Source organism: Cupriavidus campinensis (assembly GCF_905397395.1).
Classification (GTDB): Bacteria; Pseudomonadota; Gammaproteobacteria; order Burkholderiales; family Burkholderiaceae; genus Cupriavidus; species Cupriavidus campinensis.
The window spans coordinates 38,578-63,400 of sequence record NZ_CAJPVH010000013.1 but is presented as its reverse complement, the minus strand read 5'-3'; the positions used below and the strand labels follow the sequence as shown (position 1 = coordinate 63,400).

At 66.0% G+C, this 24,823-nt stretch carries 17 protein-coding genes; 13 read left to right on the top strand and 4 right to left on the bottom strand.

The window, feature by feature from the left end:
• Positions 1–9 precede the first annotated feature (9 nt).
• A complete protein-coding gene (locus KHO18_RS10485; RefSeq protein WP_144200600.1) occupies positions 10–2,964 on the top strand; it encodes a putative mucin/carbohydrate-binding domain-containing protein in 2,955 nt (984 codons plus the stop codon).
• Positions 2,965–3,006: 42 nt separating this feature from the next.
• Positions 3,007–5,958, top strand: coding sequence for a putative mucin/carbohydrate-binding domain-containing protein (locus KHO18_RS10480; RefSeq protein WP_211943140.1), 2,952 nt, complete (start codon positions 3,007–3,009; stop codon positions 5,956–5,958).
• Between the two features lie 50 nt (positions 5,959–6,008).
• Here the strand turns inward: KHO18_RS10480 and lplT are convergent, their stop codons facing one another.
• The gene (gene lplT / locus KHO18_RS10475; RefSeq protein WP_144200596.1) at positions 6,009–7,328 is read right to left on the bottom strand and encodes a lysophospholipid transporter LplT; all 1,320 of its coding nucleotides are present in this window, start codon (positions 7,326–7,328) and stop codon (positions 6,009–6,011) included.
• A 485-nt stretch (positions 7,329–7,813) separates the two neighbouring features.
• Between lplT and alr the strand changes: the two genes are divergently transcribed.
• The 6 genes from alr (at position 7,814) to KHO18_RS10445 (ending at position 14,956) form a co-directional block, all read left to right on the top strand.
• On the top strand, positions 7,814–8,923 hold the full coding sequence (alr, locus tag KHO18_RS10470; RefSeq protein WP_144200594.1) for an alanine racemase: 1,110 nt from the start codon (positions 7,814–7,816) through the stop codon (positions 8,921–8,923).
• A 60-nt stretch (positions 8,924–8,983) separates the two neighbouring features.
• The gene (gene radA, locus KHO18_RS10465; RefSeq protein ID WP_144200592.1) at positions 8,984–10,351 is read left to right on the top strand and encodes a DNA repair protein RadA; all 1,368 of its coding nucleotides are present in this window, start codon (positions 8,984–8,986) and stop codon (positions 10,349–10,351) included.
• Between the two features lie 17 nt (positions 10,352–10,368).
• The gene (locus tag KHO18_RS10460) at positions 10,369–11,148 is read left to right on the top strand and encodes a GntR family transcriptional regulator (protein ID WP_144200590.1); all 780 of its coding nucleotides are present in this window, start codon (positions 10,369–10,371) and stop codon (positions 11,146–11,148) included.
• A gap of 215 nt (positions 11,149–11,363) precedes the next feature.
• Positions 11,364–12,932: a gamma-glutamyltransferase family protein gene (locus tag KHO18_RS10455; protein ID WP_144200899.1), complete on the top strand. Its 1,569-nt coding sequence runs from the start codon at positions 11,364–11,366 to the stop codon at positions 12,930–12,932.
• Between the two features lie 112 nt (positions 12,933–13,044).
• Positions 13,045–14,331: an oxalate/formate MFS antiporter gene (oxlT, locus tag KHO18_RS10450; RefSeq protein ID WP_377731794.1), complete on the top strand. Its 1,287-nt coding sequence runs from the start codon at positions 13,045–13,047 to the stop codon at positions 14,329–14,331.
• A 139-nt stretch (positions 14,332–14,470) separates the two neighbouring features.
• The gene (locus tag KHO18_RS10445) at positions 14,471–14,956 is read left to right on the top strand and encodes a disulfide bond formation protein B (protein ID WP_149135809.1); all 486 of its coding nucleotides are present in this window, start codon (positions 14,471–14,473) and stop codon (positions 14,954–14,956) included.
• A gap of 60 nt (positions 14,957–15,016) precedes the next feature.
• On the opposite strand, the gene KHO18_RS10440 is transcribed toward KHO18_RS10445, so the two are convergent.
• From KHO18_RS10440 to KHO18_RS10430, 3 genes are all read right to left on the bottom strand, one after another.
• Complete coding sequence (locus KHO18_RS10440; protein ID WP_144203502.1) at positions 15,017–15,484, bottom strand: T6SS effector amidase Tae4 family protein; 468 nt, start codon at positions 15,482–15,484, stop codon at positions 15,017–15,019.
• A complete protein-coding gene (locus KHO18_RS10435; protein WP_144203500.1) occupies positions 15,481–15,843 on the bottom strand; it encodes a Rap1a/Tai family immunity protein in 363 nt (120 codons plus the stop codon). The genes KHO18_RS10440 and KHO18_RS10435 overlap by 4 nt, the downstream gene beginning before the upstream one ends.
• A gap of 119 nt (positions 15,844–15,962) precedes the next feature.
• Positions 15,963–17,897 (bottom strand): ATP-binding cassette domain-containing protein, encoded by a 1,935-nt coding sequence (locus KHO18_RS10430; protein ID WP_211943139.1) that lies wholly within the window; start codon positions 17,895–17,897, stop codon positions 15,963–15,965.
• Positions 17,898–18,177: 280 nt separating this feature from the next.
• Between KHO18_RS10430 and KHO18_RS10425 the strand changes: the two genes are divergently transcribed.
• The 5 genes from KHO18_RS10425 to gsiC all read left to right on the top strand — a co-directional run bounded on the left by KHO18_RS10425 (position 18,178) and on the right by gsiC (position 24,820).
• Positions 18,178–19,092, top strand: coding sequence for a MurR/RpiR family transcriptional regulator (locus KHO18_RS10425; RefSeq protein WP_144203496.1), 915 nt, complete (start codon positions 18,178–18,180; stop codon positions 19,090–19,092).
• Positions 19,093–19,100: 8 nt separating this feature from the next.
• On the top strand, positions 19,101–20,075 hold the full coding sequence (locus KHO18_RS10420; protein ID WP_144203494.1) for an isoaspartyl peptidase/L-asparaginase family protein: 975 nt from the start codon (positions 19,101–19,103) through the stop codon (positions 20,073–20,075).
• A gap of 100 nt (positions 20,076–20,175) precedes the next feature.
• Positions 20,176–22,068, top strand: a complete 1,893-nt coding sequence (locus KHO18_RS10415; RefSeq protein WP_144203492.1) for a dipeptide ABC transporter ATP-binding protein — start codon at positions 20,176–20,178, stop codon at positions 22,066–22,068.
• A gap of 72 nt (positions 22,069–22,140) precedes the next feature.
• The gene (gene gsiB / locus KHO18_RS10410) at positions 22,141–23,706 is read left to right on the top strand and encodes a glutathione ABC transporter substrate-binding protein GsiB (RefSeq protein ID WP_144203490.1); all 1,566 of its coding nucleotides are present in this window, start codon (positions 22,141–22,143) and stop codon (positions 23,704–23,706) included.
• A gap of 193 nt (positions 23,707–23,899) precedes the next feature.
• Entirely contained in the window at positions 23,900–24,820 is a 921-nt protein-coding gene (gene gsiC / locus KHO18_RS10405; protein ID WP_092289330.1) for a glutathione ABC transporter permease GsiC, read from the top strand.
• Positions 24,821–24,823 lie beyond the last annotated feature (3 nt).

The following is a 24,823-nucleotide window of genomic DNA, read 5'->3' as shown; positions in this document are numbered from 1 at the left end:
GGATGGAAGATGCCGGACATCGAGAAAGTCAAGACACTCCACTGGCTCACGGACCCCGAGTGGTTCCGCAAGGCTGGGCTCGAAAAGGGCGTCGGTCATGACCGACAGCACCTCGGCGTGATCCTGGCGGCGGGCGGCGAGCTGACCATCAGCCAGATCGACATGGATTTCACGGGCGAGCTGACGCTGCGCCTGCTCAACAACGACGGCCGCACCGAGCGGGTGTTCAAATTTGGCGAAATGCCACTTACGATCACAGCGCAAACCGTCTCGGTGCCGTTCATCGATACCCCGTACCCCGGCGGTGGCACGCCGCCCACAGTCTGGTACACCTGTTCGCCGACCAGCAAGACGCTCCCGGTGTTCGAAGCCGGCGGGGCGGAATCCTCATTTTTTGCGAAGTGGGACCAACAGGCGGCCGAATTCGCGCTGATCCAGTCACGCTATGTCCGGATGCTGGTGCCCCAGGTCGACAAGGCCACGCTCCGGACCCAGCCGGGCGGCCTCGCTGCGCTGACCGCGTATTACGACAACGTGGTTTCCACGTTCAACGCGTTGTGCGGGGTGGCATTCGATCCCGAACTTGCCACGGACCTCAACATCCGAAACCTGTTCTTCATCAAGGCGGATGCGGGGGGCAGCGGCGGCGCCTACTACGGCCCCCTGTGGGCCGCATCGACCGGAGTGTCGATGGCGGCGGACTGGTTCGCCAGCCTGCGCACCAACTGGATCCCGCTGGAAACGCTGGGCCACGCCTACCTCGGCACCTTCATGGCGGCCGGTTCGGTCAGCTTTCTCGAGGTCTGGAACAAGCTTTATGCGGCCAGCTGGCAGGACATCACGCTGGGCGCCGAGGTGCACACCGATGGCTGGCTCTACCAGGGCGAGGCGGCTCTGTTCAGCGGTGTCATTGACCGGATCACGACCGGCACGCCGCTGCAGGATTGGAGTGTGCGCGAGAAGCTCTATTTCCTGATGCTGCTCAAGTACAAGGCGGGCAACACGGCGTTTGCCAGCTTCAACCGGCAGTACCGGACCTATGCCAACGCGCTGCCGTTGCCGCCGATCGCGCCGCCCGTGATCGACATGATGGCCGAGGTCTATGCCGCCGACGCCGGGGTGGATGTGGCGCCATTCATCGGCATGGTGGGCGCCAGGATGGCGTCGGTGCGGGCGGTGCTCAATATGTTCAGCGACGCGCGGGCGTCCTATCCGCTCTACGCGCTGGTCAGCGAGGCCAGCCTGGTCCAGGCGCAGGAGACGCTCCATGCCACGTCGCCGCTGCAACTGGTGGACTCGGTGGAGCTGCACCGCACCGGCCTGCGCGGCAGCGTGACCGTGCAATTTGCCATCGATGAGTTCGTGCAGATCTACGGCGAACCGCTGTTCGTGATGGAAGGTCCGAGGGAGGTGGCCTCGCTATACGTGGTAGACACCGGGATGACCTTTGCCGACATGCCTGTCGGCGCGTACACGCTGCGCCTGCCCACCGGAAAAAGTCGTAAATATTCGATAGATCCCTACTACCTGATCGTCAAGGAGGGGGCGAGCACGCAGACGCTGGCGTATGCCTACAAGCAGGGGTCCGCCATCGTCACCCAGACCTTCCTGCTGTTGGGGGCGGATAACGGCCTGTACGGCACGATCCGCGTGGACGCGCCCACACGCCGGATCACCGTGGATCTCATGAGCAACCCCAATACCGCGTTCATGGATACGGTCTACATCGGCGTCACGATCCGGACGGCCGATGGCGATCCGGTCTATCAGCGGGACTTTCACGGCAACCACCCAGCCCCGGAGCATGCGGACATTCCGTTCGAGATCGGCTATCGGATCGAGGTGCGCCATGAGGAGCCATCGCGGCTGCGGGTGCTGCCGGCCGCCCCGGGACTGATTCGGCCGCAGGCGACCAACGACTTCGTGATCACGGCGCACGGGCTCGAGAACCCGCAGGCGATGAACAGTCCGGTGGCGGACCTGTCGTTGCGCATTGCGGAAGCGGCGGCACTGGTGCGGGAGCGCCTGCCGATTGCCGCGGCGCCCTATGCCACGGTCAAGGACGATATCTACCTGGCCGTGATGGCGCTGCCGGAGCCGGAGCGCGCCCAGGCCGTGGCCGAGTACGCCGACGTGATGTCCCTGCAGAACGCCGGGCCGGGCACCAATATCGGCAACAACTTCTTCGTCTCGCTGAAGGGCCTCGGCACCTGGACGTTCTTCACCATGACGATCGATCTGGTGCGTTTCGAGGTGCGCTTCCAGGTCAACGGCGGCAAGCCGCACAGTTATTTTGCGAACACTTATGCCTACGTCAGCTTTCGTGAACCGGGCGGCCAAGAGCTGTTCTCCTATGACTTCATCGGCAACGTGTCGTCGACCGGCATGGTCCACACGTTCCCGCTGTCCCGGTACGGTGGCGAGCAGTACTACTCGTTCAAGGAGGAGCTGGGGACTCGCTACGCCATCGAGAACCGGATGCAGGGCGTCACGTGGTACGGCTTGGCCAGCATGACCCTGGACCTGCCCGGCAACGGCGTGGTGATGACCGCCGCGGCATCGGAAATTTCCGAAACGCCATCCGTGCAGGGCAACATGTTCAGCTGGAATCTGCTCGGTAATGCGGATCAGCCGGTCGCCACGCTCGAACTGGACCTGGTGATCAATGCGCTGAGAGTGACGCTGCAGGCTGCAGTGCCGAATCCTGGCATGTCGGCGGTCTACATCAGCATCGGGGTGACAGACCGCTACGGCGATGCGGTCTATGCCATCGCCATGCCCGGGAATGTGCTGGTGGAGGCCGATGCTCACACCTTCCCCCTGCAAAAGGGCTATACGGTCACGGTCTTCCACCAGGACCCCACGCGCTCGGTATTGATCAACACGGAGACGCAGACGCGGACCACCGTGGCGGCCACGGCGCACTACCAGACCATGGCGCGCGGGCTGCGGGCAGTGGCCTGACGCGCGGCCGAGTCTGATTGCATCCTTTCCGAGGTATCCAAGATGGCGGAAATCCTAAAATCGAAGTCCGTGTACACGCTCCAGGATCCGGTATGGATTCGCAACGCGGGGCAGCCGAAAGGGCTCGATCACGACAAGCAGGCGCTGGGCATCATCCTGGCGCCCGGCGCCACGCTGCGGCTTCGGAAGATATCGCCTGACTTCACTGCTTCGATACAGGTGGTCTGTGTCGGCGACGGTACGGCCCCGGCGCAGTCGGTGTCGGTAGGGGACGCGTGGGTCAGTGTCACGGCCGGCGCGGCGCTCGTCCCATTCGTCTCAACGCCCTATGAGGCGGGCGCCCCGGTGATCGAGTTTGCCTACCCTTCGACGAGCAAAGTGCTGCCGGTGTTCCTGGCGGGCAATGCCGAGGCGCCTTTCTTCGCCACCTGGGACGTGCAGGATGCCGAATTCGGCCTGATCGAGGGCGATTATCTGCGCATGCTGGTGCCTGCGCGGGACAAGGCCGCGCTCCGGGCATATCCCGGCGGCCTGGCTGCGCTGGGGGCCTACTATCAGGACCTGCTGACCGCTTTCAATGCCCTGCTGGGGGTGTCATTCCATCCCGAGCGCCCCACCGATCTCAACGTCAGGAACCGCTACTTCCTGGCGGCCGATGCCGCGGCGGCTGACACCGAGCCCGCCTACTATGGCCTGGGGATGGCGGCCACGACGTCGTCGTCGGTCGCCCCGGTCTGGCTCGACAACCTGCCGACCAGCTGGACTGCGCCCCAAACCATCGCCGGCGGCTATCAGCGCCAATTCTCCGCGACCAATGTCGCCGACCCGAATTCCGTATGGGGCAAGGCTTTTGCGGCCAGCTGGCAGGACTTCCTGATGGGCGCCGACGTCTACACCCAGGGATGGCTCTACCAGGACGCGCCGGCATTCTTCGCGAGCGTGATGGCGCTGCTCCGCAATGGCACGCGCTATGAGTCCTGGGATGTCCGGGCAAAGGTCTATCTGGTGATGCTGCTGAAATACAAGGCCGGGGATGGCGCCATCACCCGGACCAATCGGCTGGATCGCGTCCATATGAACACGCCGCCGCTGCCGGCAGTACGGCCCCCCGGGTTCGATGAAATGGCCGCCGCCTGCGCCGAATGGTGGGATGTGGACATTGCGCCATTTCTCACGCTGGCTCGCGCGCCGGTGACCCCGCTACGCGCCATGCTCAACGTGTTCAGCCACGCCCGCGCCGTCTATCCGCTCAGCGAACTGGTGACGGCGCAGACGCTGCCGACGGTGCAGTCCGCGCTGCATCTCGATTCGCCGCTGCGCCTGGTCGATACGGTAGAGCTGCAGGGTACCGGCGTCACCGGCAGCCTTACCCTGCGGTTCGTGATCGACGAATTCAAGCAGATCTACGGCGAGCCGCTGGTCCTGATGGAAGGCGCCCGGGAGGTGCTCCACATTCCGGTCAGCGCGTCGGAGATGATCCTCGAAAACCTGCCAATTGGCGCTTATACGATTCGGCCGCCGACCGGGAAGAACCGCAAATACCTGGTAGATGCCGATTACCTGATCGTCAAGGAGGGGGAGGCCAGCCAGTCGCTGACGTATACCTTCAAGCGGGGGTCGGGCACGATCAGCCAGACGCTGGTGCTGCTCAGTACCGACTACGGGGTGAGTGGCACGATTCGCGTCGACTTCACGACCATGCAGGTGCGCATCGATGTCAAGGCTGAACCGCTGTCTGCCATGATGACTGGGGCTTACGCCACGATCGGGGTGAAGAACGGCGCGGGAGGCAGCATCTATACCCGCGCGATCAGCGCTCGGGAGGCGGCGCCGATTCACGACGCCGTGCCCTTCGAGATCGGTTATCGGCTAGAGGTGTACGTGGAATATCCCAGCCTGCTGGCCGTAGAGCCTCCCACGCCGGGGCTGCTCCCGTCGCAAGAGAGTCACGTGCTGACGATCACGGCGCTGGGCCTGCAGAACGCGGCGGCCAGCAACAATCCCGAAGCGGACCTGCTGGCGCGCATCGCCGCCGGGGCGACCATCGTGCGCGAGCGCCTGCCGATGGCCCATGCACCCTATGCCCAGATGAAGGACGACCTCTACCTGGCCGTCATGGCGCTGCCATCTCTGGCCCGCAACGTGGCGCGGCGCGAGTATATGGACGTCATGTCCCCGTTCAACTTCGAGCCGGGCGACCACGTTGGCAACCTCTTCACCCTCACGATGAAGGGCTATTACAGCGACATATTCTTCATCGCGACCGTCGACCTGCAGGCGCATGAAATACGCTTCGAAGTCATTGCGACCAAGCCGCACGTCTATTTTTCGGACACGTACGGTTATGTCAGTTTCAGCGATGTGTACGGCAATGAAGTCTTCTCATATGACTTTATCGGCACATTGAAGGCGACCGGCATGTCTGTGACGTTTTCGCTGTCACCGGATGGCGGCGAGCAATATTACTCGTTCAAGGAGGAGGCAAGCTTGGCCCGCTATCCCATCGAAAACGTGATGCAGCAGCAGGTCACGAGCGCGGTAACGAACATGGTGGCCGAGGTGCTTGTCGATGGCCTCATCACCTATGCGTCGGCATCCGAGATCGCGGTGGTGCCGACCGTGCGCGGGAACATGTTCCTGTGGTCACTGTTCGACGGTGCCGGCAATCCGGTGGCGACGCTGAACCTCAGCCTGGTCTTCAATACGCTGACGGTTTCCGTTTCCGCCGGGACGCACCAAGGGGGATTGCGCGTCAGCGTGCATGTGGAGGACAAGTATCAGCAGGTGGTCTACGACCTGGATGTCCACGGGGGCACGCCCGTGGCCCAGGCGATTTCCACCTTTTCGTTGCAGAAGGGCTATACGGTCACGGTGTTCCACAACGATCCGGCCCGTTCCCAACTGGTCAATACGGAAACTGGGGTACGGACGGTGGTCGGCGAGACCGCGCGCTATCAGACCATGGCCCGTGGCCTGAAGGCTCTGCCGACATGAAAAACGCCCCGCCGGCTCAGGCCGGCGGGGCGTCTTCCTGCCCGCGCGGGTCAGTGGTGCTTGTCCTCGCCGATCATCGCCAGCGAGTTGTGCATCTTCACATTGTGCTTGTGCAGACGCATGACCAGCAGCATGGTGGCCGAGATGAACAGGCCCAGCGCCACGATCACGAAGCCGATTGGCACGTTCAGCTTGATCAGCAGCGCGTAGAGGCACAGCATCAGCAGAACTGAAACATTTTCGTTGAAGTTCTGCACGGCGATCGAGTGCCCGGCGGACAGCAGCACGTGCCCGCGATGCTGGAGCAGCGCATTCATCGGCACCACGAAGTAGCCCGACATGGCCCCGACGATCATCAGGAACACATAGGCGATGGCCATGTAGAGCGGCATGGGATAACCCAGCACGTTCAGCATCACGTCCGGCATGGCGTCCTTGGTGTAGAAGGCCATGATCATGACGGTGATGCCCATCGCCACGCCGAACGGCAGCACCGACAGCGAGCGGCGCAGCGGGATCCGGGCGGCGGCCATGATCGCGCCCACCGCCACACCCACCGCCACCACGGCCTGGAGCAGGGCGCCCTGGGACAGGTTCAGCCCCAGTGACTTCTCCGCCCACTTGAGCACGATGAACTGCAATGTGGCGCCTACGCCCCAGAACAGCGTGGTCACGGCGAGCGAGATCTGGCCCAGCTTGTCGCGCCACAGCGCAATGAAGCAGTCGCCGAACTCGGCAATCAGCTTCACCGGGTTCTTTTCCTGTTGCGGGTAGCGCGCGCCGGTTTCCGGGATGAACACGTTGAACACCGACGCCACGACGTAGAAGAACATGATCACCACCATGGCCGCCTCGGCCGGGGTGTTGATGCCGGTGTCCACGTAGGGGATGTCGAAGCGGAGCAGAATGTCCGAGATATGGACCGAGATCAGCGCGCCGCCCACCACGGTGCCGAGGATGATCGAACTCACCGTGAGCCCCTCGATCCAGCCGTTGGCCATCACCAGCTTCTCGGGCGGCAGCAGTTCGGTCAGGATGCCGTACTTGGCCGGCGAGTAGGCGGCGGCGCCGAAGCCCACCACGCCGTAGGCCAGCAGCGGGTGCAGGCCGAACATCATGATCGCGCAGCCAACTATCTTGATGGCATTGGTGATCAGCATGACCTTGCCCTTGGGCATGGAGTCCGCGAAGGCCCCCACAAAGGCCGCCAGCACCACATAGGACAGCACGAAGAACAGCTTCAGCAGCGGGGTCATCCACTGCGGGGAATGCAATTCGGTGAGAAGGGCGATGGCGGCGATGAGTAGCGCATTGTCGGCCAGCGACGAAAAGAACTGCGCGGCCATGATCGTGTAGAAACCCTTCTTCATACCTTCGACTTTGTCTCCATCGCGGACGCCCGGTGCGGCGGGCAGGGGCACGCCGACCGGCAACATCGCGGCTTGCAGGGAACCTGGCGCGACGGCCTTGTCAAAGTGGGGCGGTTGCGCAACTTTCGCGCGCCTTTCGGCTTGCCTGACCGTCATTGACATATTGCTTCTCTTTTAAAACATGGCCGGAGCGTCCGGCTTTATATCACGAAACCACGACATTTCAGCACTCCGGCGGACCCGCGTTTTGACAGGAACCCGCCCTGCGGATTCCCTGAACCGGGCGCCGGTTGTGTTCAAATATCGCCTGCGCGATGTTGCCCCGCATGTGCCGGCCACTCCGTATTCCAGCGCACTTTCGCGCCACGCGCGTGACGGTGCCGGCACAGTGTATGCAACATCAACGCCCGATTGCAGCGGGTTGCCGTCCGGGTCTTCCCTGATCCGGTGCATGCCGGGACGCAACCTGCACCCATAGCCAGACCATGCCAAGACCCATACACGCAGTCATCCACCAGCCCGCGCTGGCCAACAACCTCGACGTGGTGCGCCGCTACGCGCCCCAGTCCCGCATCTGGGCGGTGGTCAAGGCCAACGCCTACGGCCACGGCATCCGGCGCGCCTTTGCAGGCATGCGCGGCACTGACGGCTTCGGCCTGCTCGACCTCAACGAGGCCGTGCTGCTGCGCGACCTCGGCTGGCAGGGCCCGATCCTGTTGCTAGAGGGATTCTTCCAACCGCAGGATGTTCCCCTGCTGGAGCAATATCGCCTCACCACGGCCATTCATTGCGACGAGCAGTTGCGCATGCTCGAGGTGGCCCGGCCCCGGGGGCCGCTGGCGATTCAGCTCAAGCTCAATACCGGCATGAACCGCCTCGGCTTCCGGCCGGAGGCCTATCGCGCCGCCTGGGAGCGCGCGCGGGGGCTGTCCTGCGTGGGCAGTATCGTGCACATGACGCACTTCTCGGATGCCGACAGCGCGCGCGGCATCGCGCACCAGATCGAGGCTTTCGACACCGCCACGGCCAACCTGCCGGGCGAAGCCAGCCTGTCCAACTCGGCCGCTGTGCTCTGGCACCCGCAGGCGCACCGCGCCTGGGTGCGGCCGGGGGTGATCCTGTACGGCGCCTCGCCCACGGGCATAGCGGCGGATATCGCCGATACCGGCCTCCAGCCGGCCATGTCGCTGCACAGCGAGCTGATCGCCGTCCAGGACCTGCAGCCGGGCGATACGGTGGGCTATGGGTCGATGTTCACGGCAGACCGCCCGATGCGCATCGGCATCGTGGCCTGCGGCTATGCCGACGGCTACCCGCGCCACGCGGCGGGCTGGGGCGAGCGCCCCGCGCCGGTGCTGGTGGATGGCACGCGCACCACGCTGGTCGGCCGGGTGTCGATGGATATGGTCTGCGTGGACCTTACCCCCTGCCCGAAGGCCCGCGTCGGCTCGCCGGTCACGCTGTGGGGCCAGGGCCTGCCGATCGACGAGGTGGCGGCGGCCAGCGGCACGGTCGGCTACGAGTTGATGTGCGCGCTGGCGATGCGCGTGCCCTGCACGGTGGCCACGCTGACCACGGCCGACGCCACGGCCTGACCTTTCGCCTGACCCCAGCCTGACCCCAGCCCTGACCTTTTCCCGAACCAAGGACGCCGTTTGGCCAAGACCAAGACTGTCTATTCCTGCACCGAGTGCGGCGGTACCACGCCGCGCTGGGCCGGCCAGTGCCCGCAGTGCAACGCCTGGAACACGCTCGTGGAATCCGTGGCGGATTCCGGTTCCAGCGCCGCGCGGCGCTTCCAGCCGCTGGCCAACTCGGCCGTGGTGCGCAAGCTGTCCGAGATCGATGCGGCCGATGTGCCGCGCTTCACCACCGGCATCGACGAGTTCGACCGCGTGCTCGGCGGCGGGCTGGTCTCGGGCGGCGTGGTGCTGATCGGCGGCGACCCCGGCATCGGCAAGTCCACGCTGCTGCTCCAGACGCTGGCCAATCTGGCCGGCCAGCGGCGCGTGCTCTATGTGAGCGGCGAGGAATCCGGCGCCCAGATCGCGCTGCGTGCCCAGCGGCTGGGCGTGGATGCCCCAGCGCTGGGCCTGCTGCCGGAGATCCAGCTCGAGAAAATCCAGGCCACGCTCGAGGCGGAGCAGCCCGAAGTGGCCGTGATCGACTCGATCCAGACCCTGTATTCGGAGGCGCTGACCTCGGCGCCCGGCTCGGTGGCGCAGGTGCGCGAGTGCGCGGCGCAACTGACGCGCATCGCCAAAAGCACCGGCATCACCATCATCCTGGTCGGCCATGTGACCAAGGAAGGCAGCCTGGCCGGGCCGCGCGTGCTGGAACATATCGTCGATACGGTGCTGTACTTCGAAGGGGACACCCATTCGTCGCACCGGCTGATCCGCGCGTTCAAGAACCGCTTCGGCGCGGTCAATGAGCTGGGTGTTTTCGCGATGACCGAGCGCGGCTTGCGCGGCATCAGCAACCCGTCGGCGCTGTTCCTCTCGCAGCACGAGGAATCGGTGGCGGGTTCGTGCGTGCTGGTTACGCAGGAGGGCACCCGGCCGCTGCTGGTGGAGGTGCAGGCGCTGGTCGATACCGCCAACGTGCCCAATCCGCGCCGGCTGGCGGTGGGGCTGGAGCAGAACCGGCTGGCGATGCTGCTGGCAGTGCTGCACCGGCACGCGGGCATTGCGTGCTTCGATCAGGACGTGTTCCTGAACGCCGTGGGCGGGGTCAAGATCACCGAACCGGCCGCCGATCTGGCGGTATTGCTGTCGATCCATTCGTCGATGCGCAACAAGCCGCTGCCGCGCGGGCTGGTGGTGTTCGGCGAAGTGGGGCTGGCGGGCGAGATCCGCCCGAGCCCGCGCGGGCAGGAGCGGCTCAAGGAGGCCGCCAAGCTCGGCTTCACGATGGCGGTGATCCCCAAGGCCAACGCGCCGAAGCAGAAGATCGAGGGCATCGAGGTGATCGCCGTGGACCGCCTCGAACAAGCCATTGACCGCGTGCGGCACCTGGACTGACGGATAACGGGGGGAGCATGGCGGACGCAACGGACACGCTCGACGGCAGCGCCAGCCTGGCCAAGGCCAAGCGCTCCCAGGCCGCCTATCAGGCGCTGCGCGACGACATCTTCGCTTTCCGCCTGCTGCCGGGAGACCGCTTTACCGAGAACGACGTGGCGGAGCGGCTGGGCATTTCCCGCACGCCAGTGCGCGAGGCGCTGCACCGCCTGCAGGGCGATGGCCTCGTGCGCGGCTACTACCGCAATGGCTGGGAAGTGGTGCCGCTGGACCTGGCCCGTTTCGAGGCGCTCTACGAACTGCGTACCCTGCTGGAGACCCACGCGGTCACGCGGCTGTGCCGGCCCGAGGCTCCGCACCGGGCGGCCCTGGCGGCGCTGGTGCGGCAGCTTGGTGCGATCTGGCGCGTGCCGGTCGCCCGGCGCCTTGCCGATGGCAACGCCGTGGCGCAGCTGGACGAGGCCTTCCACCTTGCCATCGTCGAGGCGGCCGGCAACCCCGAGTCGGCGGCGGTCCATCAGCAGGTGACTGACCGCATCCGCATCATCCGCCGGCTCGACTTCGCCTTCGGCACGCGGATTTCGCTGACTTACGATGAACATTCGGCCATTCTCGACGCCCTGGAAGCCGCCGATGGCGGCCGCGCCGTGGCGCTGCTCTCCAACCATATCGAAGATGGCCGCGCCGAAGTGAGCCGGCTGACCACCGAGCGGCTCGAGCAAGCACGCACCAGCCTTGTGCGCCCCGCGCCCGCCCGGACCCCGAACGCACCCGTCCGGCGCAGGCGCTTCGGCTGATTCCCGCCTTTCCTATTCCGCTTTCCACGTGAGCATTTTCCCGCCAGCCCCGTGCTGACGCGGGCTTGAGACGTTTCTTATTAGGCGAGCGTGCCCGGGCGCACGTGGTGGCACGCCTATTGCGATCCTTCTGCGCAGGAAATTTATGTATACATAAATCGCAGGAGTCGCGGAGCGTGGCATTTCATCTCAATCCGATCCGGGGAAGCCGGGGCATGGCCGTGGCGCCGCACGCGCTGGCGTCGCAGAGCGCGCTGGCCGTGCTGCGCGAGGGCGGCAACGCCGTCGAGGCGATGGTCGCGGCCGCCGCCACCATCGCCGTGGTCTATCCCCATATGAATAGCATCGGCGGCGACAGCTTCTGGCTGGTCTCCCGGCCCGGCGAGGCGCCGCGCGCGCTCGACGCCTGCGGCGCGGCGGCGGGCGATGCCACCATCGCGCGCTATCGGGAGGCCGGCTTCCAGGCCATTCCCACGCGTGGCGGCATGGCGGCCAACACCGTGGCTGGCACGGTGTCCGGCTGGCAGGCGGCGCTGGCCTGGTCGCGCGACGCGCTGGGCGGGTGCCTGCCGCTCTCGCGGCTGCTGGCGGATGCCATCGACTATGCCCGCGTGGGCGTGCCGGTCACGCAGAGCCAGTCCGCCTGCGTGGCCGCCAAGGCCGCCGAGCTGGCCGATGTGCCGGGCTTCGCCGAGACTTTTCTGATCGACGGACGCGCCCCGGCGGCGGGCACGCGCTTCCGCCATCCGCGCCTGGCCGCCACGCTGGAGCAGCTGGCGCGGGCCGGGCTCGATGACTTCTATCAGGGCGACCTGGCCCGGATGCTGGCCCGCGAACTCGGCAACGCGGGCAGCCCGCTGACCCTGGCCGATCTGCGCGCGCACCGCGCCACGTGGAAGGCGCCGCTGGCGCTGGCCCATTCGCGCGGCACGGTCTACAACATGCCGCCGCCCACGCAGGGGCTGGTGTCGCTGCTGATCCTCGGCCAGCTGGACCGCCTGCTGGAGGCGGGCATGGACCCGCTCGGCCCGGACTTCGTCCATGCCTGCGTGGAGGCCACCAAGCAGGCGTTCCACGTGCGCGACCGCCATATCACCGATCCCGCCTATATGGAGATCGATCCGCAGGACCTGCTGGCGCCGCCGTGGCTCGACGCCGCCGCCGCGCGCATCCGCCCGGACGCGGTGCTGCCGTGGGGGCAGGGCATGGGGCCGGCGGACACGGTCTGGATGGGCGTGGTCGATGGCAGCGGCGTGGCCGTGAGCTTTATCCAGAGCATCTATCACGAGTTCGGCAGCGGCATCGTGCTGCCCGGCACCGGCGTGAACTGGCAGAACCGGGGATGCAGCTTTTCGCTCGATCCGGCCGCCCGCAACCCGCTGATGCCGGGGCGCAAGCCGTTCCACACGCTCAACCCGGCCATGGCGCGCCTGAACGATGGGCGCACGCTGGTCTACGGGAATATGGGCGGCGACGGCCAGCCGCAGTCGCAGAGTGCGGTGTTCTCGCGGATCGTCCATTTCGGCATGAACCCGCAGGCCGCCATCGACGCGCCGCGCTGGCTGCTCGGCCGCACCTGGGGCCAGACCAGCGACACCCTCAAGCTCGAATCGCGCTTCCCCGACGCCACGCAGCAGGCGCTGCACCGCCTGGGCCACGACGTGGAGGTGCTGGGGCCGTACGACGAAACCATGGGCCACGCCGGCGCCATCGTGCTGCAGGCCGATGGCCTCTACCAGGGCGGCAGCGATCCGCGCAGCGATGGCGGGGTGGCGGCCTGGTAGGGCCGGCATCGAATTTTCCTGAGTTCCAACCTGCGCGAGCCCGCCATGACGACGATGACGAAAGCGTGGCCGCGTGTCTTCCTCGAAGTTCCTGTCTCAAGGAGTGGTGCAAATGCGTACCGTTGCTGATAACGCGGCCCTCGGCGTGCCGCAGGCCATGCCGCTGGCGCGCACGCGCTGGCTGCAACTGTTGCTGGGTCTCGTCTGCATGATGGCGATTTCCAGTCCGCAGTATGTCTGGACCCTGTTTACCAAGCCGCTGGCGGCCAAGCTGGGGGTGCCGCTCTCGGAGTTGCAGGTCACGTTCTCGCTGCTGATTGTGCTGCAGACGTTCTTCTCGCCGTTCCAGGGCGCGATGATCGAGCGCTTCGGGCCGCGCCGGCTGATCGCGGCCGGCACGGTGCTGGCCGGGCTGTCGTGGGTGCTGGCCGCCTCGGCCCAGAGCGTGGGCATGCTGTACCTGACCTATGGCGTGGTCGGCGGCCTGGGCACGGGCATCGTCTATATCGGCGTGGTGGGGCAGATGGTGCGCTGGTTCCCGGACCGGCGCGGGTTTGCCGTCGGCATGGTCGCGGCCGGCTACGGCATGGGCGCCATCGTCACCACGTTCCCCATCGCGTCGGCGCTGGCAGGCAAGGGGCTGGAGACCACGCTGTGGCAGTTCGGCCTGATCTTCGCGGTGATCGGCTTCCTGGCCTCGCAGGGGCTGCGCGCCCCGGCGCCGGGCGAGCAGCTGCCGGTGCGCGCGTCGTACACGCCCTCCAACGTGGCGGATGTGCCGACCCGTCAGATGCTCAAGATGCCTTTGTTCTGGCTGCTGTTCCTGATGATGACGATGATGTCCACGTCGGGGCTGATGGTCACCTCGCAGATGGCCGCCTTCGCCAAGGACTTCGGGGTGTCCAACGCGGTGGTCTTCGGCATGGCCGCGCTGCCGCTGGCGCTGACCATCGACCGGCTCACCAACGGGCTGACGCGACCGATGTTCGGCTGGATTTCCGACCGCTGGGGTCGTGAAAATACGATGTGCTTCGCCTTCGCGCTGGAGGCCGTGGCGATGACGCTGTGGCTGCTCACGCGCGAGAACGCGGTGCTGTTCGTGCTGCTCTCGGGCGTGGTGTTCCTGGGCTGGGGCGAGATCTTCTCGCTGTTCCCGTCCACGCTGACCGATACCTTCGGTACCAAATTCGCCACCACCAACTACGGCTGGCTCTATATCTCGCAGGGAATCGGCTCGATCTTCGGCGGCCCGCTGGCGGCGCTGATGCACGAGCGCATGGGCAGCTGGATGCCGGTATTCGGCGTAGCCATCACGCTGGATATCATCACGGCGGCGCTCGCCATCGCGGTGCTCAAGCCGTGGCGCCGGCGGTATCTGGCGGGGGCTTCGGCAGCCTAGGCGGCGTGACTGCGGGCGCTGCGGCAATCCGCCGCGGCGGATTGACGTGGGATTGACGTGGGATTGACGGGGCACTGGCAACGGCGGACGGAAAATGGGTAATAATTCGGCTCGAAGCCTCTTCCGTCCCGGACCCCCCATGCAAGCCAATTCCCGTGCCTATTTCCTGCTGATCGCCGTGCTCTCGTTCGCGATGCTCGGCGCCGCGCTCTACTTCCAGTATGTGGAGGGCTACCAGCCGTGCCCGCTCTGCATCATGCAGCGCTTCGCCTTTGTCGGCATCGGCTTGTTCTCCCTGCTGGCGGCGCTGGCCCAGAACACGCGCACGCTGTGGCAGGGGCTGGGCATGCTGTCGGGCGTAGCCGGGATCGCGGTGGCGGGGTATCACGTCTCGCTGCTGCTGAACCCGAAGTCCTCGTGCGGCATCGATCCGCTGGAAAACTGGGTCAACCAACTGCCCACCGCGCGCCTGCTGCCCCAGGTGTTCTTCTCGGACGGCCTGTGCACCGCGCCGCTGCCCCCGCTGTTCGGCATCTCGATCCCCGGCTGGTCACTGATCTGGCTGGTGATCCTGACGCTGACGCTGGCGGTGGGGCTGATCCGGCGGGAGAAGAATTACCGGTGAGACGCCGGTGAGAGCAACGAAACACGCCACCCGGGAGGGTGGCGTTTTTATTGGCAGATCTCAGGCCAGGGGCCAGAACCATATTGTCTTGGCATCCCAGAAACAAGTTGAGCCACATGCCTGATAGGCGCCGGTAACGATATCGATGTGGCCGCCCCGACCGCTCATGTAATCCGGAATATTCCAGAACGCTATAACGCCTCGCCGGTTTCCTATTGAACGCAAGGCGTCATCGCGCGGGAAGATTTCTGGTGGCCCCAGGTATTGGCGTTCGGCAAGCATTCTTGCCAGTTTTGCCTGGCCAGGCTCAATGAGCTTCCCCTTGTACTTGCCTTTCTTGATGGCGATCCTGCCGTTAAGGGTGAATCCACATTTGATGAGTGCCAGACTTACGCGGATGGCGCAGGTATTGTTGTATTCGGGTTTGGGGATAAGGTCTTCCCAGCCGATTTCTGCGAAAAGCTGCTCCTTTATGACGGTCTTTCTGCTTTGATAGTGGGATTGCACGGCCATGAACGTTGGTTTCATCGCGCCTTCCCGCTAGAAGGGCAGGGGAATTTTCGCTGGAGCGCGCTAGTGACAAGCGGCGCAGCGTTGCCCCGCCGGTGCTCGGGGCGAACATCCCTGATTTCGCCAACAACGTAAGAGTCGATTTCGCCGCGCTGCACCTTGCCAGTGTTACACCACGCTTGTCCCTCCCCTGCATCGGCGGCGCCGGCGAGATAGCCGTCAAGATACGATTGATCGCGTAGCGTGAATAACTCAGTTCCGGTTTTGCCGTAGCGCTCCACCAACTGTTCGCCGGTCAGGCGTGGTGGAATCGGGCCGGCTGCCAAACAGGTGCTGGCAGACCAGGACAGTATGGCGAAGAGAGGGATCTTCCGCATGAGCTTCCTTTCGATGTTCCGAATCCAGGATGGAAACGGTCGTCGAAGGGTGTAGCGATGGGGAAGACCGGAGGCTGACAGGGATCAAGTGGGGAGCAATATCGCCAATTTCCGAGCCGTCACGCGATCTGTTCGATCTGCTCCTGCAGTTCCAGCCAGCGCTCCTCCAGCTGTTCCAGTTCGCTGGTGACTTCGCCCTGGCGCTTCAGCATTTCCATCAGCCTGGCCTTGTTGGCTTCGGCGTAGCTGGTCTCGTCGGCCATGAAGGCGTCGATGGCGGTCTTGTCGGTCTGGAGCGCGGCCATGCGCTTTTCGACTTTTTCCAGTTCCTTGGTCAGCGGCTTGCGCAGGACGGAGAGGCGCTGGCGCTCGTCGGCTTCGGCGCGGCGCTGGTCCTTGCGGTTGACGTTGGCGCCGGCGTCCGCCGCGGCTTCGGAGGCATGCACCGCCGTGGCGGCGTTGCGCTTGGCGGCGGCCTGCTGGAGCAGCCAGTCGCGGTAGTCGTCCAGGTCGCCGTCGAACGGGCGGATGGTGCCGTCCGCCACCAGCATGAACTGGTCGGAGGTGGCGCGCAGCAGGTGCCGGTCGTGGGAGACCAGGATCAGCGTGCCTTCGAACTGGGCCAGCGCCATGGTCAGGGCCTCGCGGGTGTCGAGGTCCAGGTGGTTGGTCGGCTCGTCCAGCAGCAGGAAGTTGGGCTTCTGCCAGACGATCAGCGACAGCGCCAGCCGGGCCTTTTCCCCGCCCGAGAAGGGTTCGATCGGCGCGGTGGCCATGTCGCCCCGGAAGTTGAAGCTGCCCAGGAAGTCGCGCAATTCCTGCTCGCGCACGTCCGGCGCCAGCCGCGCCAGATGCTGGAGCGGGGAATCATGGTCGCGCAGGGTTTCCAACTGGTGCTGGGCGAAATAGCCGATCACCAGCCCCTTGCCCAGCCGCAGCGTGCCGTTCATCGGCGCCTGCGTGCCGGCCAGCGTCTTGACCAGCGTGGACTTGCCCTGGCCGTTGGCGCCAAGCAGGCCGATGCGCTGGCCGTTCTGGATCGACATCGCCAGGTTGTGCAGGATGGTCACGGGCGGCTCGGCCTCGGCGTAGCCGCAATCCACCCCTTCGAGCACCATCATCGGGTTCGGCGCCGAATCGGGCTCGCGGAACTCGAAGGCGAAGCCGGCCGCCACGTGCACCGGCGCCAGCCGCTCCATCTTCTCGAGCGCCTTGACGCGGCTCTGCGCCTGGCGCGCCTTGGTGGCCTTGGCCTTGAAGCGGTTGATGAACGATTCCAGATGCGCGATTTCCTTCTGCTGGCGCGCGTAGGCCGACTGCTGCAGGGCCATCTGCTGGAGTCGCAGGGTCTCGAACTGCGTGTAATTGCCGCCGTAACGGCGCAACTGCTGGTTCTCGATATGGACGGTGACGTTGCAGATCGCGTCGAGGAACTCGCGATCGTGGGAAATCATCACCAGCGTGCCCGGGTAGCGCGCCAGCCAGTCTTCCAGCCAGACGATGGCGTCCAGATCCAGGTGGTTGGTCGGTTCGTCGAGCAGCAGCAGGTCGGACGGGCACATCAGCGCCTGGGCCAGGTTCAGGCGCATGCGCCAGCCGCCCGAGAACGACGCCACGGGCTGCGACACCTGTGGCAGCGTGAAGCCCAGCCCCAGCAGCAGGGCCTCGGCACGGGCCGGCGCGGTGTAGCCGTCGGCATCGGCGAAGGCGGCGTGGGCCTCGCCCTCGGCGCTCCCGTCGCCACTGGCCTGGGCGGCGGCGATGCGTGCTTCGATCTCGCGCAGCCGGGTGTCGCCATCGATCACATAGTCCACAGCCGAGCGGTCTACCGCCGGGGTTTCCTGCGCCACGTGCGCGATACGCCACTGCGCGGGCACGAAGACATCGCCGCCATCCGGGTGCAGCTCGCCCCGCAGCATGCCGAACAGCGTGGACTTGCCGCTGCCGTTGGCGCCGACAAGGCCGACGCGCTCGCCCGGGTTGAGCGTCACGCTGGTGTGGTCGAACAGCACCTTGGTGCCGCGCTGGAGGACTAGCTGGTCGATTCGGATCACGAGGACTGGGAGATAAGGCGAAGGACGCGCCCGGAGGCGGGCAGGCCGGCATTGTAGCGCGCCCGGTGGCCGGTCTCGCTGGCGCCGGCCGGCCCCGCGGCCCATGTCCGTATCCATGTATTCAGGGATTTCCCCTAATTCGTCACTTCCCAGTTCTCCTGGTACGGGGTTTGCGTGTAAATTTATTTACATAGACCGCCGCACCGGGAAAGTGCCTTTTCATCAAAGGACTTTCCGGGATGGTGCGCGCGGCGCCCTGAACCGGTTCTTTCCCCCAGACATGTCCGAAGGCCAGTCGATTTCCGAACGCATCGCCCGCAGCTTGCCCACGCTGACGCCCGCGCATCAGCGCATGGCGCAGTACGTGCTGGACAACCTGTTCCGCGCGGCGACCATGCGCATCGACGAATTCGCGACGGCTGTGAATGTGTCCGTGGCCACGGCCAACCGCTTTGCCCGGGCGCTCGGCTTCGAAGGTTATCCGCAGTTCCGCGCCGAACTCGTGCGCGGCTTCGAGGCCACGCTGGCCCCGGTGGAGCGCCTGCGCGACGAACTGGCCCGCCCGACGACGGTGGCCGAGGTCTTCGCCGCCGCGCTGGACGACGGCGCGCGCAACCTCGAAGCCACGCGCCGCGCGCTCGATGCCGAGGCCTGCGAGCGGGCCGTCGATGCCATCCTCGCCGCCGAGCGCGTGTATGTGATGGGCTTTGGCGCAAGCGGCTTCCTGGCCGGGCTGCTCCAGCACGGGCTGGAGATGCACTGCCGCATGGTGACGTCGGTGTCGACGGTGGGCGGCGCGTCGCACGCGGCGCGGCAACTGTTCAAGCTCCAGCCGCAAGACCTGGTCATCGCCATCGCCTTTCCCCGATATGTGACGGACAGCATGGTGCTGGCCAAGCGCGTGAAGGCCCATCGCGGCAGGCTGCTGGCGCTGACGGATGGCCCGACCTCGCCGCTGGCGCCGCTGGCCGATATCGCGCTGTATGCCAACGCCGGCAATCGTCTTTCCGCTAATTCCGACGCCACGGTGCTCGCGCTGATCGAGGCGCTGTGCGGTGCCGTGGCCTATCGTTCGGCGCGCTCCGTCAAGGCGGCCGCCGAGATGACCGAATTCCTGCTGCCCTGGCTCTATGACGCACCCGGTGCGGGCCAGCGCGAGCGGGGCGCCTCGAAATCTTCCGAATCTACTGAGTGAAAGCTGTCATGACCCAGGCTGTCATTGCCATCCACGGTGGCGCCGGCACGATTACCCGTGCCGCCATGGATGCCAACCGTGAACGCGAATACACCGCCGCGCTGGAGCAGGTGCTGCTGGCCGGCCAACGTGTGCTGGCCGAGGGCGGCAGCGCGCTCGACGCCGTGACCGAAGCGGTGCGCCTGCTCGAGGACTGCCCGCTGTTCAATGCCGGCAAGGGCGCCGTGCTGACCCACGCCGGGACGTTCGAGCTGGACGCCGCCGTGATGGACGGCGCCACGCGCAACGCCGGCGCCGTGGCCTGCGTGACGCGCGTGCGCAACCCGGTGCTGGCCGCGCGGGCCGTGCTGGAGCACAGCGAACACGTGCTGTTCGCCGCCGACGGTGCCGAGGCGTTTGCCGAGGCGCAGGGGCTCGAACTGGTCGCCCCGGACTATTACTTCACGCAGGCCCGCCACGACCAGTGGCAGCGCGCCCAGGCGAGCACCGGCATGGCCTTGCTCGACCATGATGCGGCCGCGCTGGCAGCGAAGGCGGCCCAGGCCGGTACGGACCCGATCGACCCGGACAAGAAATTCGGCACGGTGGGCGCGGTGGCCTGCGACGCCCAGGGCAACCTGGCTGCCGCCACCTCCACCGGCGGCGTGACCAACAAGCAGGTGGGCCGCGTGGGCGATACGCCCGTGTTCGGCGCCGGCTGCTATGCCGATGACGTGGCGGCCGTGTCCGCCACCGGCACTGGCGAGATGTTCATCCGCACCGTGGCCGCGCACGATGTGTCCGCGCAGATGCGCTACGCCGGGCTGTCGCTGGAAGAATCGGCGCGCCGCGTGGTGATGGAGAAGCTGGTCGCCATCGAGGGCCGGGGCGGCCTGATTGCCGTGGATCGGCAGGGCAACGTCACGCTCCCGTTCAACACCGAGGGCATGTACCGCGGCGTGGCGCGCGTGGGCGAGCCCGTCAGCGTGTTGATCTACGGTTGACCGTCGTCATGCCGCAGCATCGCAAAGTCGAAGACATTCGCAGCAATTCGTAGTCACTACACAGTAGATCGCAGCAATCGCAGCACACCGGACAAGTCGCATGGCCAACACCTCTACGCATCGAAACCTCGTACTTCCGCCTGAACGCGTCGTCGCGGTGGACAACCTTTCCGTCCGCTTCGCCACCTCGGAGCGGACCGTCGAGGCCGTGCGCAACCTCTCTTTCCACGTCGATCGCGGCGAGACGCTGGCCGTGGTGGGCGAGTCCGGCTCGGGCAAGTCGGTCACGTCGCTGGCGCTGATGCGGCTGGTGGAGCATGGCGGCGGCAAGATCGCCAACGGCAGCATGCTGCTGCGGCGGCGCGGCGGCGAGGTGCTCGACCTGGCCCGCGCGCCAGATGCCGCCCTGCGTTCCGTGCGCGGCGCAGACGTGGCGATGATCTTCCAGGAGCCGATGACCTCGCTGAACCCGGTATTCCCGGTGGGCGAGCAGATCGCCGAATCGATCCGGCTGCATCAGGGCAAGAACAAGGCTGCCGCGCGTGCCGAGGCGCTGCGCATGCTCGAACTCGTACGCATCCCTGAAGCGCGCCGCGTGCTGGACCGCTTCCCGCACCAGCTTTCCGGCGGCATGCGCCAGCGCGTGATGATCGCCATGGCGCTGTCGTGCAAGCCGGCGCTGCTGATTGCCGATGAGCCGACCACGGCGCTGGACGTGACCATCCAGGCCGAAATCCTGCAACTGATCCGCAACCTCCAGGCCGAGATGGACATGGGCGTGGTCTTCATCACCCATGACATGGGCGTGGTGGCCGAGGTGGCCGACCGCGTGCTGGTGATGTATCGGGGCGAGAAGGTCGAGGAGGGCACCTCCGACGAGGTTTTCCACGCGCCGGCCCACCCGTACACGCGCGCGCTGCTTTCCGCCGTGCCGAAGCTCGGGGCGATGACTGGCAAGGACCTGCCGGCCAAGTTCCCGCTGGTGCAGGTGAACGACGTGGCCGCGCCCGAGGCCGAGGTGCCGCAGGACACCGTCCATGCCGGCGCCGAGCCGATCCTGCGCGTGCGCGACCTGGTCACCCGCTTCGACGTGCCAGGCGGCCTGTTTGGCCGGGTCACGCGCCGGGTGCACGCGGTGGAGCAGGTCAGCTTCGACCTGTACCCTGGCGAGACGCTGGCGCTGGTGGGCGAATCGGGCTGCGGCAAGTCCACGACGGGCCGCTCGCTGCTGCGTCTGGTGGATGCCCAGAGCGGCACGATCGAGTTCGCTGGCCAGAACATCAGCCAGATGCAGGGCCCGGCGCTGCAGGCGCTGCGCCGCAATATCCAGTTCATCTTCCAGGACCCGTTCGCCTCGCTCGATCCGCGCGTGCCGGTGGGTTACTCGATCATGGAGCCGCTGCTGGTGCACAAGGTGGCCAGCGGCCGCGAAGCCGAAGCCCGCGTGGCCTGGCTGCTCGAAAAGGTGGGCCTGACGCCCGCCCACGCCTCGCGTTATCCGCACGAGTTCTCGGGCGGCCAACGCCAGCGCATCTGTATTGCACGGGCGCTGGCGCTGAACCCCAAGGTGGTGGTGGCCGATGAATCGGTGTCCGCCCTCGATGTGTCGATTCAGGCACAAATCGTCAACCTGATGCTCGACCTCCAGCGCGAGCTGGGCGTCGCCTTCCTGTTCATCTCCCACGACATGGCCGTGGTGGAGCGGGTGAGCCATCGCGTGGCCGTGATGTATCTGGGCCAGATCGTCGAGATCGGCCCGCGCCGCGCGATTTTCGAGAATCCGCAGCACCCCTATACGAAGAAGCTGATGTCGGCGGTGCCGATTGCCGATCCGGCGCGCCGTCATGTGAAGCGCGAGCCGCTTTCCGATGAAATCCCCAGCCCGATCCGTGCAGTGGGCGACGAGCCGGTGGTGCAGCCACTGGTGGCGGTGGCCGGCAGCGGCGCGCACGGGCACTACGTGGCCCGGCACCCGGTTGGCGGCGCGTATTGAGTCTTGATTATTGAGTCTTGAGTCTTGTCATCACGCAGTACCGATGATTTTTTCCAACAGGAGAAGAGAAATATGTCTACCCGTATGGTTTCGCCGCGCCTGATCGCCGGCGCCGTGGCGATGAGCGCGATTGGCGCGATGGGCATGCTGGGCGCGACCCCGGCGTTCGCGGCCAAGGACGCCGTGATGGCCGTGTACTCGACGTTCACCACGCTCGATCCGTACGATGCCAACGACACGCTGTCGCAGGCAGCCGTGAAGTCGTTCTACCAGGGCCTGTTCGGCTTCGACAAGGACCTGAAGCTGGTCAACGTGCTGGCTGACAGCTACGACGTGACCAAGGACGGTCTGGTCTACACGATCAAGCTCAAGAAGGGCATCAAGTTCCACGACGGCACCACCTTCGACGCCACCGCCGTCAAGGCCAACCTGGACCGCGTGACCGATCCGGCCAACAAGCTCAAGCGCTACACGCTGTTCAACCGCGTGGCCAAGACCGAGGTGGTGGACCCGGCCACGGTCAAGATCACGCTGAAGGAGCAGTTCTCGCCGTTCATCAACGTGCTGGCCCACCCGTCGGCCGTGATGATCAGCCCGACCGCGCTGAAGAAGTACGGCAAGGAAATCGCCTTCCACCCGGTTGGCACGGGCCCGTTCGAGTTCGTCGAATGGAAGCAGACCGACTACCTGAAGGGCAAGAAGTTTGCCGGCTACTGGAAGACGGGCTACCCGAAGATCGACACCATCACCTGGAAGCCGGTGGTGGACAACAACACCCGCTCGGCCGTGATGCAGACCGGCGAGGCGGACTTCGCGTTCAGCATTCCGTTCGAGCAGGCCGCCGTGCTGAAGGCCAGCCCGAAGGTGGACCTGATCGACGGTCCGTCGATCATCCAGCGCTACGTGTCGTTCAACACCCAGGTCAAGCCGTTCAACGACCCGAAGGTGCGCCAGGCCATCAACTACGCCATCAACAAGGACGCGCTGGCCAAGGTGGCCTTCGCCGGCTACGCCGTGCCGGCCCAGGGTGTGGTGCCGCCGGGCGTGGACTTCGCCGAGAAGCTGGGCCCGTGGCCGTATGACCCGGCCAAGGCCCGCGAGCTGCTGAAGGAAGCCGGCTACCCGAACGGCTTCGAGACCACGCTGTGGTCGGCCTACAACCACACCACCGCCCAGAAGGTGATCCAGTTCGTGCAGCAGCAGCTGCAACAGGTGGGCATCAAGGCGCAGGTGCAGGCCCTGGAAGCCGGCCAGCGCGTGGAGCGCGTGGAGTCGGTGCAGAAGCCCGAGGACGCCGGCGTGCGCCTGTACTACGTGGGCTGGTCGTCGTCGACGGGCGAGTCGGACTGGGCGCTGCGCCCGCTGCTGGCCTCGGAATCGATGCCGCCGAAGCTGCTGAACACGGCGTACTACAAGAACGACCAGGTCGATGCGGACATCGCCGGCGCGCTGCGCACGACGGACCGCGCCGAGAAGGCCAGGCTGTACAAGGACGCCCAGGAACGGATCTGGAAGGATGCCCCGTGGGCGTTCCTGATCACGGAGAAGGTGCTGTTCGCGCGTTCCAAGCGCCTGAGCGGCGCCTACGTGATGCCTGACGGCTCGTTCAACTTCGACGAGATCGACATCAAGCAGTAAGCGTTTTGCGCCCCTCTCCCGCTTGCGGGGGAGGGGCGCAAATATAAAGACGGCGCCACCAAGCGCCGCCGAAGTGGTAGCTGTAGTCGCGGTAAGCAGTCCTTACAGTCGTACGCAGTAAGCCGTGTTGGCCGCCCGCCCGAGATGCGGGGGCATGGGCGGGTGGCCCGCGGTCTCAATTCCTGGTAGCCAGATGCTGAATTACTTCCTCAAACGATTCCTGGGCGTGATCCCGACACTGCTGCTCGTGGCAGTGCTGGTGTTCCTGTTCGTCCACATGCTGCCCGGTGACCCGGCGCGGCTGGCCGCCGGCCCGGAGGCCGACATGGCCACCGTCGAGCTGGTGCGCAAGGACCTGGGGCTGGATCGCCCGATGCCCGAGCAGTTCGTGCGCTTCTTCACCAACGCGCTGCAGGGGGAATTCGGCACCTCGCTGCGCACCAAGCGCCCGGTCTCCGAGGAGATTGGCGAGCGCTTCCTGCCCACCCTGTACCTGACGCTCTCGTCGATGGTCTGGGCAGTCATCTTCGGCATGGCCATCGGCATCGGCTCGGCCGTATGGCGCAACAAATGGCCGGACCGGCTCGGCATGACGCTGGCGGTGTCGGGCATCTCGTTCCCGGCCTTCGCGCTCGGCATGCTGCTGATGGAGGTCTTCTCGGTGCAACTGGGCTGGCTGCCGTCGATTGGCGCCGATAGCTGGAAGCACTACATCCTGCCTTCCCTGACGCTGGGCGCCGCCGTGGCCGCCGTGATGGCGCGCTTCACGCGGGCCTCGTTCATCGAGGTGCTGCAGGAGGATTTCGTGCGTACCGCCCGCGCCAAGGGCGTGCGCGAGACCGTGGTGGTCATCAAGCACACGCTGCGCAACGCGATGATCCCGGTCGTGACGATGATGGGCCTGCAGTTCGGCTTCCTGCTGGGCGGCTCCATCCTGGTCGAGAAGGTGTTCAACTGGCCCGGCCTGGGCCGCCTGCTGGTGGACGCCGTGGAAATGCGCGACTACCCGGTCATCCAGGCCGAGGTGCTGCTGTTCTCGCTCGAATTCATCCTGATCAACCTGGTGGTGGACATGCTCTACACCGTGATCAATCCCACCATCCGCTACAAGTAAGAG